Genomic DNA, 19,434 nt, shown 5'->3' on the forward strand with positions numbered 1-19,434 from the left:
AGGAAGCATTAATTCTTACTAAATAGCAATTGATATTTATCTACAAATTTTTTCAATAACAGCTCTTCCAATTCTTGATACTCTACTACTTGAGAATGACCGATGGAAAATTGATAGAATAATCGTTGTTTTTTCCCGCCATCTTCAAAAACTATATTTAAAAAGCAGACATTATTTTTTTTACTGTCATCACTGCTAGCACTCATTGCTAAATGAATGATTTCTTGGTTTTTATAATGAACATTATTGATACTGACCGATTCTTTATTTATAGATAGTTTCTGTAAAGGAATTCTTTTTTTAAAACGAATGTTTCGTAGCCCTACAAAGAAAAATACAGCTAAAACAACGACTATCTGCCATTTTGTTTCCAGAAGTCTGATTGGCACAAGCTTATATAATAAGAACGTAATCACCGCTCCTATGACTAGAGCCATCAGATTATCCAACCAGGGCTTTGAATAACGATCCTGCCCTGCTGGGACAAAGGAATATCCTTCTATATTATTTACTGGGCACTGATCGTCTAGTTCGTCCATTTTTAAATAAGAAACGATGTCCTGATAATAGTTGTTCGAACTTTTTACCTTTATTTCAAAAATTTTCAATGACTCTTTATCTACGACATTTAATTGATGCCAATATTCTGTATTTCCAGATTCGTCACCATATCCTGGAGTATAACTTTCTTTAGCACCTACGCCGACAATCATATATTCAGACTTAGCAAATGTTTTCTTAGTAAATAATGTAGCATAGATGAACTCACTTTCTGTAATAACGAATCGGTTACAACAAACAACCAGTTGAAACAAAAAAGCTCCTGATAAACCGATTAGAATAATCTCTTTCTGATTATTAATGAACGTCTGCAAATGAAAGAGAATGGTATTATCTTTGGAATAGTGATGAATAGACACTATAAAAATCAATAGGATTACTAAGATAATCACAAATTTAAAATTATTTTTATTTACCCAAAATACCTTTTTTTTCATTTTCCCCACTCCTTTTTCCCCTATCAAAAAGTGTACCAATAGTACCTAGACATGACAAGAGCGTTTTATCTGCTCGTTCATTAAAAATCTTATCCCACTTGCTAAAAACAATGAGGTTGGAACACAACTCTACGAGTCACATTCCAACCTCATTGTTCATAATAAATTAATTGATTATGCTTTCTCAAATACTCCACGGCTGATCATACCATCCATCAAGAAGTAAAACTTCTCTTGGCTCATTGCATGTGAGTCATTTTTGAAAATATTCATTGATTTTAAACCATTTGCCGTTGTTACCGACATTTTTAATGTTTTTAAATCTTCTGCAATCGTAATTTTTAATTTAAATCCTTCTTTACTTTGGGGCGTTCCATCTAAAGGACGGATCAATTGAAAGTTACCTGAATTTGTTTCAGTGAAGCCATTGTCTTTCAATGTATATTTTTTAGCTTGTTCATTTACTTTATAAAATATTGTACAACCTTCTACTGTTGCTTTTTCTTTAAATGCCATTTTTCCACCTCTTTATTTATTGTCTCTTTTATTATAGTTGGTACGCTTTCTTTTTGCTACCTAAAATCTAATTTTTCTTGCATTACTGTTTTATTTTTTCAATCGTTTCAACCAGTATTGTTGAAAATCGTTGGATTTGTTCCGTATCATTCCCTAATCCAAAACTTATTCGTACGGATTCTTTAATGGCAGGATCATCTTTCCCATACAAAGCTTCTAACACATGAGAAGGCTCTACTGTTCCCGCCGTACAAGCTGAACCTGTGGAAATAGCGATCCCTCGAAGATCTAAGTGCATTAACAATAAATCACTTGCTACTCCTAAAAATTGTAAGTTTAAAATATGAGCGAGTTTATTTTTAGGATCCCCGTTGATTCGATAATCGATGTTAGCTTGATTTAATTCAGTCAAAATAATTTGCTCAAACTCAGCATATTTCCCATGCCTATGTTCTTTTTCATCTTCTGTCAAAAGAGCAACGGCCTTCCCCATTCCCGCAATACCTGCTAGGTTTTCCGTGCCAGCTCGACGTTTTTCTTCCTGCTCACCACCATGTAAAAAGGAAGGTAACGAAATGGCATCATTCTTGAATAAAAAACCAACGCCTTTTGGTCCATTGATTTTATGAGCAGAAATACTTAATAAATCAATCCCAAGTTCATGTGGTAAAATTTTTTCAGAACCATACGCTTGTACAGCATCTGTATGAAAAACGGCCGGATGTTCTTTTAATAATTCTCCAATCTCTTTGATTGGAAGTAAGTTACCGATTTCGTTGTTGCCATACATGACTGAAACTAAAATCGTATCCTCTCGTAAAGCATCCTTAACCATTTCAATTGCCAATTTGCCATTCTCATCTACTGGTAAATAGGTAACCTCAAAGCCTAATTCTTCTAAATAATTCATTGTTTTCAAAACAGCTGGATGCTCGATTGCCGTTGTTATCAAGTGCATTCCTTGATCTTTTTTTGAAAACGCCGTTTCAATAATTGCTGTATTATCCCCTTCTGTGCCGCCACTATTAAAAATAATTTCATGTGGCTTTACTTCAAGACTAGCCGCAATCACTTGACGGATATCTTCTAATTTACGATGGGCCTGTCTTCCAAAAGTATGGATACTGGAGGGATTGCCAAAGGTATTGGCCATTTCACTGGTCATTATCTCAATAACTGTTGGATGTGCTGGTGTTGTTGCTGCGTGATCTAAATAAATGGGTTCCACTGAACTCGCCCTTTCTGAATCCTTTTTAATGGCATTAGTTTAACATACCTGAAAACCTTACTCAAAGATTGATTCTTTTACTTTACAAATTTCTTTTCCTTTCGATACGTATAAATGTTGCCATACGTGAAAGCGGCTATCCCTGCCCAAATAAAACCAAACGCAATAAACTGATCTGCGGTATACGGTTCGTGATATAGAAATAACGCAGAGATAAGCATCAATGTAGGCCCAACATATTGAATAAAGCCTAAAATAATATACGAAATCTGTTTTGCCGCTTGCGCAAAAAGCAATAAAGGAATTGCAGTAACAATACCTGCCCCCATCAACAATAGATTCGTAGATAATTCGTAGTTCATAAATCCTTGACGTGAAAAGAATACTAGATAAATCATAGCCACAGGCAAAATAACAAATGTCTCGATCGTCAAACCAGTATACGAACTAACAGAAACCCCTTTTTTAATCAATCCGTAAAAGCTAAATGTCACGGCCATAATAATGGGTGCCACAGGAATTTCGCCTGTTTGAATCGTTAATAAAAGAACGCCCATTAAAGCTAATCCACACGCAATCATCCCTGAACGACTTAATTTTTCTTTCAAAATCAAGGTTGCCAATAGCACATTCACCAATGGATTCATGTAATAACCCAAACTTGCTTGCGTAACATGTCCTTGACTGACGGTATAAATAAATGTAAACCAATTAACTGAAATCAAAATAGCCGCACAAATAATAGCCAATAATTTTTTCTTATCTTGTAAGACAGCTTTAACTTCTGTCATAAATAACGTCCATCTTTTTGTAACCAAAATATAAATGATCATAAATAAAAAAGACCAAACAATGCGATAACACAATATATCCAATGGCGCCACAGTTGGCAGTAACTTCCAATAAATCGGAATGATTCCCCAAAATACATATGCAATAAATCCTAATATAATCCCCTTTTTCTGTTCTCTCACCTGTATAACTCCTTTCATCTATACTCCTCATCTTGTGTTATTTCATTTCTCAATTATAACGATTAAAAAGAAGTTCAGTATCAAACAATAACTGAACTTCTTTCTTAATTTAAACAGATCGTTATTATTTTTCTTCTAAACGAAATAGCGGACTCATTGGTGTATTTTCATGGGTACGTTTAACTGCCTCACCCATTAGTTCGGCACATGAAACAATATTTAAGACATCTGGTTTGCGGTCATCTGATATAAATACAGAATCTGTCACGCAAATTTGTTCGATTGGCGAAGCATCTAGCGTCTCTTTGGCTCCTTTAGATAACAATCCATGAGAAGCACATGCATAAATACATTTTGCGCCGTTTTCCTTTAAAATTTCTGCAGCTGTTGCCATAGTGCTGCCTGAATTTAAAATATCATCCACTAAAATACATGTTTTCCCTTTGACTTCACCAATAACGTACCCTGAGCGTACCCCATCAACTTCATCTTGATCAATGATTGCAAGTGTTGCATCTAAATATTCAGATAAACTTCTTGCACGTTGCACACCACTATTTTTAGGTGAAACAACCACGATATCTTCTCCTGTTAATTGTTGCTGACGATAATTATGAGCAAACAACGGCATTGTGAATAAGTTATCTACTGGAATATCAAAGAATCCTTGTACTTGAACGGTATGTAAATCCAATGTTAATACACGCATTGCTCCAGCTTCTTCTAATAAATTCGCAACTAATTTTGCAGTGATTGGTTCTCTTGGTTTTGCTGTTCGGTCTTGTCTAGCATATCCATAGTAAGGCAATACAACATTGATCGTTTTAGCACTTGCTCGTTTTAATGCGTCAATCATGATCAATAATTCCATTAAATTGTCATTAACAGGAAGATTGGTCGACTGAACAAGAAAAACATGGTCCCCACGAATACTCTCTTCAATATTGATTTGAATCTCTCCGTCACTAAATTGGCGCACCGTACTTTTTCCAAGTTCAGTCCCGACAACCTCTGCAATTTTCTCCGCTAAAGGGCGATTGGCATTCAAACTAAAGATTCGTAATGTTTTATCCTCGTATTTTTGGGTCATGATTTCCTCCGTGATTTAGATTTTCTATGCGTAATATATATAAAACTTCAATTACCATTTTAACATTGATTCTTAAAAAAATCATGAATCTTTTTCTTTCTTGTGACAAATCATTGAAATTCAGACGAATTTTAAAAGAAGATTATTTGTGCTTACAAAATTGTTCGTTAAATCCCACACAATCGCCTTGTCTTTCTATACTAAATAAGTAAAATAAAGAATGATTGGAGGTGGTCAAACTCATGCGCCATAAGAAACATCATAAAAAGCAAAATCTATTTATTCCTGTACTTGTTATGTTGATTTTGATCATTTTGGTCATTACAGAAGTGTATCTTTTATTTTTCCAAAACCGGCCTGAATCAACCTCACATACAAGTTCAAGTGAGATACTAACAACGACAGAACCGTCTACTTCACATACACAAGATATATCACAGGAACAAAATTTTGAACAAGAAGTTTTACCCGTTTCTGATTTTGCAAAAGATCTAAACCAAAAATTAGAAGATATTCAATTTATTGGGACAGCTTTGATTATTCACAATGGTCACATCATTTTGCAAAAAGGCTTTGGCTATGCAAATATTTCTGAAAGCCGTTCGAATACGTATAACTCAACCTTTCAAATCGGGTCAATCCAAAAAGCCTTTACAGCTGCCCTTATTTTAAAACAAGTTCAAGCTAACAAACTTTCATTAGATGATACCTTAGACCAATTTTATCCAGCTATTCAAGATAGTCAGAAAATAACAATCCGGCAATTGCTTTCGATGACTTCTGGATTGGAGCAAAAAATCAAACCGACGATTTTGATGACGGATGATGATTTTATTCAATTCGCCATTGCTAACGCTACGATGGGCGTTTACGGTAAATATAAATATGAAGGTATCAACTACTCTATTTTAGTGGGTATTTTGGAACAATTGACTGGAACCTCTTACCGAACACTGTTTACTCAGACGTTTATCCAAGGACTTAAATTATCTCATACCTGCTTTTATAACGACTTTATAAAATCAACGAATCGAACCTATGCCTATGAGCCTGTGGCTGGCCAAGATTTTGGTTCTCAAATCACGGATAATCCGTTAACCTTTGATCAAGAAGTTGGGACGGGCAATGTTGGCATGACCGTCGGTGATCTCTACTTATTTTACTCTGACCTCTTCGAAGGAAAAATTATTGACCAACAGACCATTGATAGCGTTTGGACTCCTGAAACTGAAACAAAATATATGGGCGGCTTATATAACTTTCCTAACCATATCAAAGGACATGGCAACGAAGCAGGTTTTGAATCAAACTCAATGGTTTCAAAAGATCGACAAAACGCCGTTATTTTACTATCTAATCAATACCCCAAAAATAAATCTCATTCAGAATTAGCCGATTCCATATTTGATCTGTTGGAGTCAAATTCAAGTGACTGATTTTCACTGCAAATCTAGAAGACGATGTCGTTTTCTAGATTTTTTTGTTTTAATTTTTAGGCAGACCTAAAAAAATATTTGATTTTATTTTAGCTTTATCATATACTGATTTTAAGGCAAACCTAAAAAGGAGGTTTTTTTATGTCTATAAATAACAATAACATTACAATACAACAGCTAACGGTTAGTTACCAAGGTCAAAAAGCACTAGCCGATATTTCTTTAAACGTCCCGGCAGGAAAAATAACTGGGATTATTGGGCCAAACGGAGCGGGAAAATCGACATTTTTAAAGGGGATGTTGGGTTTACTCAAAGCAGACTCTAGAACTGTATTGATAGGAGAACAACCACTTGATACACAGAAAAAACGAATCGCCTATGTCGAACAACGCAGTGCATTAGATCTTTCTTTTCCAATCAACGTGCTTGAGGTCGTTCTGTTAGGCACTTATCCAAAGCTCGGTGTTTTAAAACGTCCTAAAAAACAAGAAAAAGAACAAGCACTCGCCGCATTAAAGACGGTTCAACTAGAAACATTTGCTAAACGGCAAATCGGTGAATTATCAGGTGGACAATTGCAACGAGTTTTCATTGCCCGCGTGCTAGCTCAAAAAGCAGATATCATTGTTTTAGATGAACCTTTTGTAGGAATCGATATGACGAGTGAAAAAGTCATCATGGATATTTTAAAACAATTAAAAGAAGCTGGAAAGACGATTTTAATCGTTCATCATGACCTTCATAAAGTTGCACATTATTTTGACGATGTGATCATTTTGAAGAAAGAACTGATTGCTTGCGGACCTGTTTCAACTACATTTACAAACAAAAATATTCAATTAGCCTACGGTGAAACGATGGGCGATATTATTATTAAAGGAGTGGCTGATGCATGATTGCAAATTTTATTGATGGGTTGGTTCGCTACCAATTTTTACAAAACGCTCTGATCACATCGATCATCGTTGGATTAGTTTCTGGAATCATTGGTTCATTCATTGTGTTACGCGGTATGTCTTTAATGGGAGATGCCATCTCACACGCTGTTTTACCAGGAGTAGCAGCCTCTTATATGTTCGGCGTTAATTATATATTTGGGGCTTCGATTTTTGGAATCTTAGCAGCTTTGCTGATCGGGTTCATTACACAAAAAAGTCAGTTAAAAAATGATACCGCAATCGGTGTTGTTTTCAGCTCATTTTTCGCTTTAGGAATTATCATGATTTCTTTTGCAAAAAGTTCGACTGACCTTTACCACATTCTCTTTGGGAATGTTTTGGCAGTGCGTGATTCAGATATTTTGATTACTGTAGTCGTTGGGATCATTGTTTTGATTTTTGTTGGATTATTTTACAAAGAATTGCAAATTACTTCTTTTGACCCAACAATGGCACAAGCGTATGGATTAAATGTTCAGTTTTTCCATTATGCATTGATGTTTTTATTAACATTAGTAGCCGTTTCTTCATTACAAACAGTGGGGACAATTTTAGTGATCGCCATGTTGATCACACCAGCAGCTACTGCTTACTTGCTGACGAACCACTTGCCTACAATGATCGGGTTAGCTTCGCTCTTTGGGATATTAAGTTCGATTATCGGCTTATTCTTTAGCTATTCGTATAACTTAGCATCAGGGGCGACTATCGTGTTAACAGCAGCTGCATTTTTCATTTTAGCTTTTCTATTTTCACCGAAAAAAGGACTATTTTTTGTCAATAAACAGAAAACGGAGGAATCAACTTTATGAGAAAAAAAATACTTTTTATTGCCGCACTAGCCAGTTTATTTTTATTAGCCGCATGCCAATCCAAAACGGATGATACTGCTGACAAAGAAAAAATCAATGTGGTTGCAACGAACTCGATTCTTGCCGACATGGTCGAGAATGTCGGGAAAGATTTAGTCAATTTACACAGTATCGTGCCCGTAGGAACTGATCCACATGAATACGAACCATTGCCAGAAGATGTTGCCAAAGCCTCTGAAGCGGATGTTTTATTCTTCAACGGGTTGAACTTAGAAACAGGCGGAAATGGTTGGTTCAACAAGCTAATGGAAACTGCCAAGAAAAAAGAAGACCAAGACTTCTTCTCTGTTAGTAAAAAAGTCGAACCGATGTATTTAACAAGTGCTGGACAAGAAAACGAACAAGATCCGCATGCTTGGTTAGATATCCAAAACGGAATTTCTTATGTAAAATCAATTAGAGATACATTAAGTGAAAAAGATCCAAAAAACAAAGATACGTATGAAAAAAATGCTAAAGAATACATTGAAAAACTTAATTCTTTAGACAAAGAAGCCAAAGAAAAATTTGCTGACATTCCAGATAATAAAAAATTACTGGTAACCAGTGAAGGTGCCTTTAAATATTTCTCAAAAGCGTATGGACTGACCGCAGCCTACATTTGGGAAATCAACACAGAAAGCCAAGGAACACCAGATCAAATGAAACAAATCATTGATCAAATCCATAAAACAAAAGTGCCTTCTCTATTTGTCGAAACAAGTGTAGACAAACGTAGTATGGAACGAGTATCAAAAGAAACAGATTTACCCATTTACAGTACAATTTTTACTGATTCCATTGCTAAAAAAGGAGAAGATGGCGATAGCTATTACGCGATGATGAAATGGAATTTAGATAAAATCCATGATGGATTGATGAAATAAAAAATAGCTTCTGACAGATTAAAACATGTCAGAAGCTATTTTTTATTTAAATCATTTCCTCAATATCGATCACACGATCTGTAATATCTGCATAAAATTCCTCCTCATGAGAAACAATCACAATCGTACCTTTAAATTGCTGAATCGCTTGACGTAAGCTCTCTTTGGCAGCCGCATCGATGTGATTCGTTGGTTCGTCTAGGAAAATAATGTTGCTTGTGTCCATTGTCAGCTCGCTTAATTTTACCTTCGTCTGCTCGCCTCCACTTAATAAACGCAATGATTGATTCACTAATTTATCTGGCAACCCACATTTCGCTAAATAAGTGCGGATTTCTTTGACCGTTTTTTTAGGAAAGCAATCACTTAGATACGCTATCGGGGTCAAATAATCATTATCCCAAATTAAATCTTGTGAGAAATAAGCAATTTTTGTATTTGCTGGATATTGATAGTCACCGTTGATTGGTTTGATTTTCCCTGTCAACGTTTTGATCAATGTTGATTTTCCTATACCATTAAAGCCTTTGATTGCCACCTTTTCTCCACTATGAACAGATAAATTGATTGGTGCTAATAATGGTTCAGTATAGCCAATCGTTAATTCATCTGTAATCAGCGCTAAACTGGCCACAATTGGCTGATAAGGAAACTGTATTTGTGGTTTCATTAAGCTGCCTGGAGGTGCCATTCGTTCCACTCGATCTAATTGTTTCTGACGACTTTTCGCCATGGTAGCACGATTCCCAGCTTTGTATTTACGAATATACGCTTCAGCTTTTTCAATTTTTGCTTGTTGCGCATGATATTGTTTTAAGTAACTCTCTTTGTTTTGTTCTTTTTGCGCAAAGGATTTCTCGACATTTCCTGTATATCTCGTTAATTTACCAAATTCAATATCACAAATACAATTTGTTACGGCATTTAAAAAGTGATAATCATGGGAAACCAAAATAAACGTACCATCGAAATCATTCAAATAATTGATGAGCCATTGAATATGTGTATCATCCAAATAGTTTGTTGGTTCATCCAATAATAAAACATCCGGCTCTTCTAAAAGAAGTTTTGCTAGAATGACCTTTGATCTTTGCCCTCCACTTAGTTCATTCATTAGTCGATCCAATCCAATCGCTTCAATTCCTAAGCCATTAGCCAAATCATTGATGATCGTATCAATTTGATAAAAATCACTTTCGTCTAATTGCGTTTGCAAATTTCCTGCTCGTTCAAGTAATTTATCTTCACCGGTCTCACTATATTCCGCATATAACTCATTGATTTTATTTTCGATTTCATATAATGGCGTGTATGCTTGGTGTAAAAACGCATTGATCGTACTATTTCCGATTACTTCCACATACTGGTCCAAATAACCGATTTTGGTGTTGTTTTGCCACGTAATACTACCATCATCTGCTAAAATTTCCCCTGTTAAAATCTTGACTAAGGTTGATTTGCCTACACCATTTTGTCCAGTTAAGCCCATGTGATCCCCTTTATTGACACGAAGCGATGCATCTTCATACAGAATTTTTTCACCAAAACGTTGGGTTAGGTGTTCGATTGTTAATAAACTCATGTTTACGTCCTCTTTTCCATTCTCGCAAAGTTATTTTCTACTGTCTTTGCTTCTAGTTTATTGTAAATTGCCGTAATTATTTGTTTTTCTTCAAAAATTAACATTGCTTCACACAACGTTCTCGTACGTCGATTCGAAAGGTCTTTGTTTATTCAGACAAAAAAACAAGCGATCAAATAGGTCCACCTACTTATCCCTTGTTAGTATCAACAAAGGACAACGTACGAAACACGTTGTCCTTTGATCAGCGCTATAAAAATCAGGATCATCGTCAACAGCAACACTAAATAAGACTACATTTTAGTCCCAAAAAATTTAGTATACATTTAGACGATGAAGCGTTCATTCTATTAGGCTCCACAACAATGCTTCATCACATTCATCTGTTGGGAGCTGCTTCTTTTCACAAATTTATCTGAAAGAAAAAACATTCTTAATCACCTTTCTTTACAAAAATAGTTTACCATAATTGTTTTGAAAAGCAAGAATATTACTAAGTACGTTCTACTCTTTCAAGTAAAAATGAAAAAGTATACGGCTTGAAGTTCGCTATTAAACTTCAAGCCGTATGCTTTTATTCATGATTAGTCAATCGAATTTAAATACGTTAGTGCATAACGTACATGAAATTCTGTTGCTAAGGCTAAGCCAGCTTCATCGATATCGAATTTTTCATGATGATGGCCATATTGTGTTTCTGGGTTATCTAGATTTCGAGTCCCTACTCTTCCGTATACACCTGGTGCTTTCAATAAAAAGTCGGCAAAGTCATCCGCACCTAAACTCTTTGTATGATCGGTTACAACATTCTCACTGCCAACAATTTCAGCTGCTACTTTTTGAGCTAGTTCAGTTGCTGTGTCATCATTGATCAACGGTCCTGCTGCATCATGGATATGGAAAGAGGCAATTTTAGTTCGATGAGCTTCAGCAATTTGATTGGCGATTTCTTCTACGCGCTGTAAAACAAATGCTCTTGTTTCATGACTGAAAGCTCGCACTGTTCCTTCGATTCTCGCATGATTTGCTACGATATTATATCTCGTTCCAGCATCGAGTACACCTATTCCCACAACAACAGGATCTAGAGGACTGACTTCTCGTGCCGCTATTTTCTGCAGTTCCACAACAATACTTGCAGCAGACAATACCGCATCCCGACCAACATTCGGTTGCGCTACATGACTGCTCAATCCTTCAACCTCAATTGTAAAAATGTCACAAGATGCATTCGTTGCCCCTTTAGTCGCAACTAGTTTTCCTACAGGAACACTTGAATCTAAATGAATCCCGAACACTTGATCAATATTTTCAACAAAACCGCCCTCAACAAACTGACAGGCACCAGCACCGATTTCTTCTGCAGGTTGAAAGGCTAATTTGATTGTTCCAGCAAAATCATCTTCGTGATTTTTCAAAATTTTAGCTGCTCCTAATAATGCTGCAGCATGACCATCATGTCCACAAGCGTGGTTTAATCCTGGATTTTTTGATTGATACTCTCTGCCCGTCCCATCTTCTAATTCCAATGCATCGATATCTGCTCTTAAAATAATTGTTTTACCAGAACCTTTTTTTCCTTTTATTGTTGCTAAAACACCTGTTTCTCCGACTTCTTCAAAAGGAATAGCCAGCTTGTCTAGCTCTTCTTTGATTCGTTTGATTGTTTCAAATTCTTTCAAACTCGCTTCTGGATATTGATGAAAGTGACGTCTTAAAGCAATCACTTCATCTGCATGTTGTTGAATTTCTTCTTGAATCGATTGTTTTGTTACTGTCGTCATTTGTTCGTCCTCCTCTTATTTTCTACCAAATGTTTCCCAGGCTGGAACACTTGATCCTTTTGATGTTTCTTCGATTACTTTTTTCGTTTCTTCTTGTTGATACGTATCCACTACTTTATTGTACGTTTTATTGTCTTTATCAGCCTTACGAGCAACGATAATATTGACATATGGTTTTGATGTTTCATCCACAGGTTCTAAGAAAATCGCATCTTTTGTTGGCACAAAGCCAGCATCCACAGCCATTCCGCTATTGATCACAGAAGCATCAATATCTTGCAAGGCTCTAGCTGTTTGAGACGCATCTAATTCTGTGATTTTTAAGTTTAATTTATTTTCAGTGATATCACTTACTGTTGGTGTTTGTTTCTTGGCAGGATCTACTTTAATTAATCCAGCGCTTTGCAATAATAACAACGCACGTCCGCCATTTGTCGCATCGTTTGGAATCGCGATTTCAGCACCCTCTTTCAGTTCTTTCACATCTTTAATTTTAGAAGAATAAATACCTAATGGTGCACTAACTGTATTCCCGATTGAAACTAGATCCGTCTTATGTTCTTCATTATAGTTATCTAAAAAAATCTGATGTTGAAATGAATTCAAGTCAATTTCTTTTTCTGCTAAAGCTGCATTTGGCTGTGTGTAATCTGAAAACTCCACCAATTGAAGATCGATTCCATCCTCTTTTAAACGTTCTTTTACAGATTCTAATACTTCATTATTCGCACCAACAACACCTAATTTTACGACTTCATTTTTTTCACTTTTAGCACTTCCAGCAGAACATCCTGCTAAGACAAACCCAATTGTTAACGCTAGTCCGATAATCTTGATTGTTTTTTTCATTTTTATTTTCCTCATTTCAACTATTTTTTAATGTGATGTTTTCTTGATCAATGTGTTACTAATAAACTGGCTGGCAAAAACTAAGATTAAAATAATCAATGTTGCGACAACTGTAACGTCTGTTTGGAATCGATTATAACCTCTAGTAATTGCTAAATTCCCTAAGCCACCTGCTCCAATTGCACCAGCCATTGCGGTCAAACCGATTAGATTGATGATGGTTACAGATGACACTCGAATGATACTTGGTAATCCTTCAATTAAATATACTCTGAAAATAATTCCTAAAGGACTCGTTCCCATTGATTCGGCTGCTTCAATAACACCTGGATCAACTTCTAATAAGGCATTTTCAATCTGACGTGCAAAAAATGGAATCACTCCTATCACCAGTGGCACTAAAGCAGCCGTTGTTCCAATCGTTGTTCCTGTTAAAAAACGAGTGATTGGCTGAATCAGTGCCAGCATGATGATAAAAGGGATGGATCTACAAACATTGATGATTTTTTCTAAAATATTATACAAAACACTATTCTTTAAAATACCTTCTGGCCCTGTTGCTACTAAAACAACACCAAGTAAGGTTCCTAAAATCCCTGCAATAATTGCCGTCCAAAAGACCATATATAATGTCTCGATCGTACTGTCAATAAACTCTTGTTTTAATAATAAAACGTTTGGAAAATACTGCTGTATAAAAGCCTGCATATCAATTACTCCTTCTCATGATTTGTTTTAGATAACATGTAATGGTACAACACTTTCTCGTGGTTCACTTTTTTTCAATATCTTGATTTTTACTCCTTGTGTTTTTAAAAAGTCTAAGGCTTTATCTCGCTGGTTTTCTTCTCCCGAAAGAATCACGATTAAATTGCCAATTGGCACTTGTTGCAAGATTTCAACATTGCCGTATAAAATATTCGTTACCACATGATATTTGCCATATAGTTGCGCTATCAATGGCTCACTTGTTTGTTCCCCTACATAAGAAATTTCTACCAAGACTTCATTTCCACTTAATTTAGTTAAACTAGGATGTTGAATAATCGTTTCCAATGCTTGATCGATATGTGTTGCTGTTCGGATGAAGTCCTTCGTCAAGGCTTCTTTCGGTTGGCTGAAAATCGATACGATATCATTTCTTTCAATCACCTGTCCATCTTCCATCACAGCTACTTTATTACAAATTTCTTTTACCACTTGCATTTCATGAGTAATCAAAACGATCGTTAAGCCTAACTCCTTGTTTAACTTCTTTAATAAATCTAAGATTTGGATCGTTGTCTTTGGGTCTAATGCGCTCGTTGCTTCATCACACAATAATATCTCTGGATCATTTGCCAAAGCTCTAGCAATCGCTACTCGTTGTTTTTGTCCGCCAGATAACTGACTAGGATACGCATCTTTTTTCTCTGAAAGTCCGACAAGTTCAAGTAACCGCTCAATTTTTTCTTTTCGTTGTTCCTTCGATAAACCAGAATATTTTAACGAGAAATCGACATTGGCAAAAATCGTTCGTTCCTTCATCAAATTGAAGTGCTGGAAAATCATGCCAATTTTCTTACGCTGTGCTCGTAATTCTTTTGGTGAAAAACCAAGAATATTTTTGTTGTTGATCACAACTTCTCCTGATGTGGGTCGTTGTAACAAGTTGATTACGCGCACCAAGGTACTTTTACCTGCTCCTGAATAACCAACGATGCCAAATACATCTTCTTTTTCGATTGTTAAGGAAACATTTTTTACAGCATCGATTTGTTGTTTCTTCTGACAAAAAGTAACGTCTATATTTTTTAATTCAATCATTTTTGCTCCTCCTGCAATTCTTTTGGAATAAACCAGTAATTTCCTTGGTTGTGTTCTCTTACGTATTTTTTAAAGTCGTCTGAATGATATGCCTTTACTACAGCTTTTGCCCAATCACTTTCTGCATTCTTTTCATCAACTGTTGCGACTAATTCGTAGTCTTTTAGCACATCTTCGGATAGTAGACTATCTTTTGGTTCAAGTTTAGCACTGTAGACAATACTTCCAGGAATCACCGCGAAATCTAAATCAGCCAAACTTCTTGGTAGTTGAGCCGATGACATTTGAATTAAATCCAGATTTTTGGGATTATTCACGATATCCTCTTTTGTGGCTTTAACTGGGTCGATCCCCTCTTTTAATTTGATCCAACCTGCTTTTTGTAATAAATTAAAAGCCCGTGCAGTATTGGACGCATCATCTGGAATACCAATTTTATCTCCTTCTTGCACGTCATTTAGTGAAGTTCTTTTCCCAGGGAATAGTCCAGCTGGCACTGTTGGGACTGGTGTGATTCCAACTAAATGAGTTTTTTTATTCTCATTGAAATTATTTAGATACGCTGTATGTTGATCAACATTTAAATCAATCGTGCCTTCTGTCAACGCTACGTCAGCTTGAATCAATTCTGTAAATTCAGTTTGTTCTATTTGATACCCATTCTTTTCCAAGATTGGTTTGACGGCTTCTAAAAATAATTCACTATAAGGTCCAGGGGACGTTCCGACTCGAATGATTTTCGTTTCTTTTTTACCGTTGGCCGTCGTATTATCATTTTTACCACAGGCTGCAATGACAACTGCTAATCCTAAAATCATCCCTATACCTAACAATTTTCTCTTCATAGATCATCCCTCCATTATCGTTATTTATAAAAAATAAAAAAGCGTCCTCAAATGTATAATGTTATACATTTGAGGACGCTTTTGCGTGCTACCACCTCTATTTGTTATCTACTCACATAGATAACCTCATCAAGTACGGCGATCGATGATCGCTTATACTCTAGTACTATAACGGGTACACCCGTCGCTGTCTTATGAATAATTCACTCGAAGCGCTGCTCAATGGCCATTTTCTAGATGTCGTTTATCGCTTGTTTTCAGCTACCCAAGCTCTCTGTTAGATATCGTTTCATCTGTACTTTCCATCTCATTGCTTTATTTGTTTCATTTAATTGTGTGACTGTTCAACATCTAAACTATGTCATTAGTGATGAACAAGTAAAAAGCCCTCTGCCAGCTTATGCTAGTAAAGGGCGAATAATCGCGGTACCACCTTTTTTTTAAAGTAATCATCATTACTTTTCTTAGACCAAGTCTTATAACTTGTCGCTTTGATAACGGGTGCTTTCCCGAAACTGCTTACTTATCAACAGCTTATCCTCATGAGGCCATCTTCAACTCTTATGCGCTTATCTCTTTTCACCAACCGAGACTCTCTTATAAAGCACGTCCAAATTTACTCTTCTCTTCAACGGACTGTTATTCTTTTGTTGTTACGTTGTATTCTACTGGAAAATAAATTCTATGTCAAATCTTTTTTTGAAAATTTTTTTAATCATTATTTTAGTCTTACAATTCATTAGCACATACAGTGTATTAATAGTCTAATTTTCTAAGTATTGACTGAAAACGGAATTTTATTGACAAACCCTATTTTCTACGGTAATCTGTTATTTGTATCACTACTAGTGCCGCCTTAGCTCAGCTGGTAGAGCACCACCATGGTAAGGTGGGGGTCGACGGTTCGAATCCGTCAGGTGGCTTCATGAAAAACTGTATCCTTCATCGATACAGTTTTTTTATTGACCTCCATTGATAGAATGAATTAAACTTTAGATGATTAAAATAAGTATAATAAAAAATTTAGGCTATAGAGAGGTGAAAACAATGTCAGCAAATAGAACCTTAGACTTTGATTTTTATCAACAGGAAGATCAACCCCTTTTTTCCATTCTTACCAAAGACATTCGTGTGATGCGCTACATTACTGAAAAAGCGGAAACTGATCTTGAAGCAAACGACAATTTCAAAAAGATTTTACTATACAACACAACACATCAAGATCAAACAGGCTATTACAAATTTTTTGATCAGGAAACGTATATTGGTTTTGGCAAGTTATCTTGGGATGAGGAAGGGAAACTCGAAATTGGGTATATGATCGTACCCGACCACTGGAGCAAGGGCTATGCGACACTAATCATTGCAACCTTATTAGATATGGTACGGCAATCAGAATCGTTAAATAAGGCTACAGTTTATGCCATTATTGATCCTAATAACGGTGCATCAAAACATCTATTAGAAAAGCATCATTTTGTCTCTGTTTGGCAAGGAATTGAAGATGGCTTACCTTCTGAACATTTGGTTTGGCAACCTTGATGCGTTCTTTATTTCATAATAAAAGTGCCCTTCTTCTTTTAATAAGAGTCGGGCACTTTTACTTTTATCCAATTAACTGCTATACATCGTATCTTTTTCGTTTGGAGGAAGCTGGGATGCCTAAAGCTTCTCGGTATTTTGTCACAGTACGACGAGAAATTTCAATATCTTGTTCTTTTAACAAGTCCACTAACTTTTGATCTGAAAGTGGTTTTGCTTTATTTTCATTATCAACAAGTGCCTGTAGCTGTTTTTTGATACTGCTCGTTGATGTTTCTTCACCCGTACTATCATTTGATAAGCCATTAGAAAAGAATGATTTAAGTTCAAACACACCGAATTCTGTTTCTAAATATTTCCCATTAACTGATCGACTGACCGTTGATTCATGAATATCTAACGTTTCTGCAATTTCTTTTAAGGTCATTGGTTTTAATGGCCGATCTTCTTGAAAAAAGAATGCTTGCTGGCGTTGAACGATTTCTGTTCCCACTCTTAAAATCGTATCTCCCCGTTGAATAATTGTTTTTTCTAACCATTCAAACTCATTTTTCTTTTCCTTGATGTAGTCTTGAACCTCTTTATCATCTGTTGCTTCCATTCGTTCAAAATAGGCTTGTTGAAACTGAATTGTAGGTGTCCCTGTTTTATTAGAAAGCACCTTTAATTGATTGCCTTTAATTCTTAATGTTAAATCTGGGCGTATATACAAGCCAGAAGTCGACTCAAAAATACTTCCTGGTGACGGAGTTAAGGTCTGAATGTAATCAAAAATCACTTGAATCTCAGATAACGCAACGTCAAATTTTTTTGCAATCAATCCCCATTTACGATTCGCTAAATGATCGAACTCTTCTTCAATCACGATATAGGCCAAATCAGGTGCAGCATCATCCCGTTCAATCTGTAACAGAAGACATTCCCGTAAATCTCTTGCTCCAACACCCGCGGGGTCTAATTGTTGAATCAACGTCAAAGCATCCAGCATTTCGATAGCTTTTGCCCCAGTTTTTTGAACCGCTTCGTCCAAGTCGATCATCAGATACCCGTTTAAATCAATGTATTCAACTAAAAATAATACTAGCGTGCGCAAATAAGTATCCCGATAATTTAAGTGGATCTGATCAATCAAGTATTCAAATAAAGAGGTGTGGTTATCTGGAATTTGGTTTAAATAATTATTTTCTTCATGGTTATATGTTCGGCTACTAGAACTTGAAAAATCGCTATAACTTGTATCTGCATGGATATCAATTAGGGGATTTTCTAATGCCTTCGCTTCTATGTATGCAAAAAGCTCTTCAGAATTGTATTGCAAAATCTGAATGGATTGCTGTAATTGTTGCGTCATTGCAAGTTTTTGGACTTGTTTTTGTTGTTGTGATAAATGTTGTTCAAATTTCATTATTTTTGTCCTCCCTCTTGTAATTTATCTAAATATCAGCTAAACTAGTAAACGTGCTTGCGCCCTTAGTGTAGTGGATATCACGTAAGATTCCGGTTCTTGAGACGGGGGTTCGATTCCCTCAGGGCGCGTTTTTCACAATTCATTATAACATAGTTTAACACTGATTATTTAGTTAAGTTTTTAGGTAGATTGAGGTAGATAACAAAGAAATTGACACCTCTTTTGAGATAAAAATCTGTTAGTCAAAATATCAAAATTTAGCGAACTCTCCTGTTACTCAGGAGAGTTTTTTTTTAGAAAAAACACTTTGTAAATACTAGATTGTCTATTATATTCCTATTTCATTTTGTTCTTCTTACAATAAGATTTTATTTTCTTACAATGATTTTCTCTTTCTCATTTATCTATTAAATTCATCTAAAATTTGATAAAATGCTATCTTTTTTTATGTTATTATAGTTTTTTAACAAATATCTTAGTTAGGTAGTTGATACGTTTGAGTCACCGTCATACAAGGTTATTAGCATTTTCACTTTTATTAGCTCTCATCGAATCTATTTTTGTTCGTTATTTTAATAAACTGAACACTATTGACTATCAGCTTTTATTTTTAGTCATTGCATGTATTCAAGGTGCCATTTTTTTATATTTTCTACTCTCTTTTATTTTACTATTATTTATTAAGGCCATGACAAAAAA

17 protein-coding genes, 2 tRNA genes and 2 other annotated features are annotated in these 19,434 nt (G+C 35.6%); of the genes, 7 read left to right on the forward strand and 12 right to left on the reverse strand.

All coding sequences use genetic code 11. The features are described from left to right. Positions 1-8: 8 nt before the first annotated feature. The 5 genes from I586_RS05375 to I586_RS05395 form a co-directional block, all read right to left on the reverse strand. Entirely contained in the window at positions 9-998 is a 990-nt protein-coding gene (locus tag I586_RS05375; protein WP_010764177.1) for a hypothetical protein, read from the reverse strand. Between the two features lie 174 nt (positions 999-1,172). After that, positions 1,173-1,514 carry a DUF1831 domain-containing protein gene (locus I586_RS05380; RefSeq protein WP_010764176.1) on the reverse strand — a complete coding sequence of 114 codons (342 nt, stop codon included), beginning with the start codon at positions 1,512-1,514 and terminating at the stop codon, positions 1,173-1,175. An 82-nt stretch (positions 1,515-1,596) separates the two neighbouring features. Continuing rightward, positions 1,597-2,742 carry a cysteine desulfurase family protein gene (locus tag I586_RS05385; RefSeq protein ID WP_010764175.1) on the reverse strand — a complete coding sequence of 382 codons (1,146 nt, stop codon included), beginning with the start codon at positions 2,740-2,742 and terminating at the stop codon, positions 1,597-1,599. 77 nt (positions 2,743-2,819) lie between these two features. Beyond that, a complete protein-coding gene (rarD, locus tag I586_RS05390) occupies positions 2,820-3,734 on the reverse strand; it encodes an EamA family transporter RarD (protein ID WP_010764174.1) in 915 nt (304 codons plus the stop codon). A gap of 106 nt (positions 3,735-3,840) precedes the next feature. Continuing rightward, on the reverse strand, positions 3,841-4,806 hold the full coding sequence (locus I586_RS05395) for a ribose-phosphate diphosphokinase (RefSeq protein ID WP_010764173.1): 966 nt from the start codon (positions 4,804-4,806) through the stop codon (positions 3,841-3,843). A gap of 242 nt (positions 4,807-5,048) precedes the next feature. On the opposite strand from I586_RS05395, the gene I586_RS05400 reads away from it, so the two are divergent. From I586_RS05400 to efaA, 4 genes are all read left to right on the forward strand, one after another. Next, positions 5,049-6,242 carry a serine hydrolase domain-containing protein gene (locus I586_RS05400; protein WP_010764172.1) on the forward strand — a complete coding sequence of 398 codons (1,194 nt, stop codon included), beginning with the start codon at positions 5,049-5,051 and terminating at the stop codon, positions 6,240-6,242. A gap of 141 nt (positions 6,243-6,383) precedes the next feature. Continuing rightward, complete coding sequence (locus tag I586_RS05405; protein ID WP_010764171.1) at positions 6,384-7,139, forward strand: metal ABC transporter ATP-binding protein; 756 nt, start codon at positions 6,384-6,386, stop codon at positions 7,137-7,139. Next, positions 7,136-7,993, forward strand: coding sequence for a metal ABC transporter permease (locus I586_RS05410; protein WP_010764170.1), 858 nt, complete (start codon positions 7,136-7,138; stop codon positions 7,991-7,993). Before I586_RS05405 ends, I586_RS05410 begins: the two co-directional genes overlap by 4 nt. Further along, a complete protein-coding gene (gene efaA / locus I586_RS05415) occupies positions 7,990-8,919 on the forward strand; it encodes an Mn/Fe ABC transporter substrate-binding lipoprotein EfaA (RefSeq protein WP_010764169.1) in 930 nt (309 codons plus the stop codon). The genes I586_RS05410 and efaA overlap by 4 nt, the downstream gene beginning before the upstream one ends. Positions 8,920-8,965: 46 nt before the next feature. On the opposite strand, the gene I586_RS05420 is transcribed toward efaA, so the two are convergent. The 6 genes from I586_RS05420 to I586_RS05445 all read right to left on the reverse strand — a co-directional run bounded on the left by I586_RS05420 (position 8,966) and on the right by I586_RS05445 (position 15,785). After that, positions 8,966-10,501 carry an ABC-F family ATP-binding cassette domain-containing protein gene (locus I586_RS05420; RefSeq protein WP_010764168.1) on the reverse strand — a complete coding sequence of 512 codons (1,536 nt, stop codon included), beginning with the start codon at positions 10,499-10,501 and terminating at the stop codon, positions 8,966-8,968. A gap of 584 nt (positions 10,502-11,085) precedes the next feature. Continuing rightward, positions 11,086-12,285, reverse strand: coding sequence for an amidohydrolase (locus I586_RS05425; protein WP_010764167.1), 1,200 nt, complete (start codon positions 12,283-12,285; stop codon positions 11,086-11,088). A 15-nt stretch (positions 12,286-12,300) separates the two neighbouring features. Continuing rightward, positions 12,301-13,134, reverse strand: coding sequence for a MetQ/NlpA family ABC transporter substrate-binding protein (locus I586_RS05430; protein ID WP_010764166.1), 834 nt, complete (start codon positions 13,132-13,134; stop codon positions 12,301-12,303). Positions 13,135-13,161: 27 nt separating this feature from the next. Next, on the reverse strand, positions 13,162-13,842 hold the full coding sequence (locus I586_RS05435; RefSeq protein WP_010764165.1) for a methionine ABC transporter permease: 681 nt from the start codon (positions 13,840-13,842) through the stop codon (positions 13,162-13,164). 27 nt (positions 13,843-13,869) lie between these two features. Continuing rightward, a complete protein-coding gene (locus I586_RS05440; protein WP_010764164.1) occupies positions 13,870-14,940 on the reverse strand; it encodes a methionine ABC transporter ATP-binding protein in 1,071 nt (356 codons plus the stop codon). Beyond that, positions 14,937-15,785, reverse strand: coding sequence for a MetQ/NlpA family ABC transporter substrate-binding protein (locus I586_RS05445; protein WP_010764163.1), 849 nt, complete (start codon positions 15,783-15,785; stop codon positions 14,937-14,939). Before I586_RS05445 ends, I586_RS05440 begins: the two co-directional genes overlap by 4 nt. Positions 15,786-15,853: 68 nt before the next feature. Next, positions 15,854-16,105: a binding site (T-box leader), on the reverse strand. An 86-nt stretch (positions 16,106-16,191) separates the two neighbouring features. After that, positions 16,192-16,426, reverse strand: a binding site (T-box leader). Between the two features lie 209 nt (positions 16,427-16,635). On the opposite strand from I586_RS05445, the gene I586_RS05450 reads away from it, so the two are divergent. Beyond that, positions 16,636-16,708 (forward strand) — tRNA-Thr (locus I586_RS05450). A 124-nt stretch (positions 16,709-16,832) separates the two neighbouring features. Then, positions 16,833-17,327, forward strand: a complete 495-nt coding sequence (locus I586_RS05455; protein ID WP_010764162.1) for a GNAT family N-acetyltransferase — start codon at positions 16,833-16,835, stop codon at positions 17,325-17,327. A gap of 79 nt (positions 17,328-17,406) precedes the next feature. Here I586_RS05455 and rpoN read toward each other — a convergent pair whose 3' ends face one another. Then, positions 17,407-18,732, reverse strand: coding sequence for an RNA polymerase factor sigma-54 (gene rpoN / locus I586_RS05460; RefSeq protein ID WP_010764161.1), 1,326 nt, complete (start codon positions 18,730-18,732; stop codon positions 17,407-17,409). A 59-nt stretch (positions 18,733-18,791) separates the two neighbouring features. On the opposite strand from rpoN, the gene I586_RS05465 reads away from it, so the two are divergent. Beyond that, positions 18,792-18,863, forward strand: a tRNA-Arg gene (locus tag I586_RS05465). Positions 18,864-19,434 lie beyond the last annotated feature (571 nt).

This window comes from Enterococcus moraviensis ATCC BAA-383, from assembly GCF_000407445.1.
GTDB lineage: Bacteria > Bacillota > Bacilli > Lactobacillales > Enterococcaceae > Enterococcus_L > Enterococcus_L moraviensis.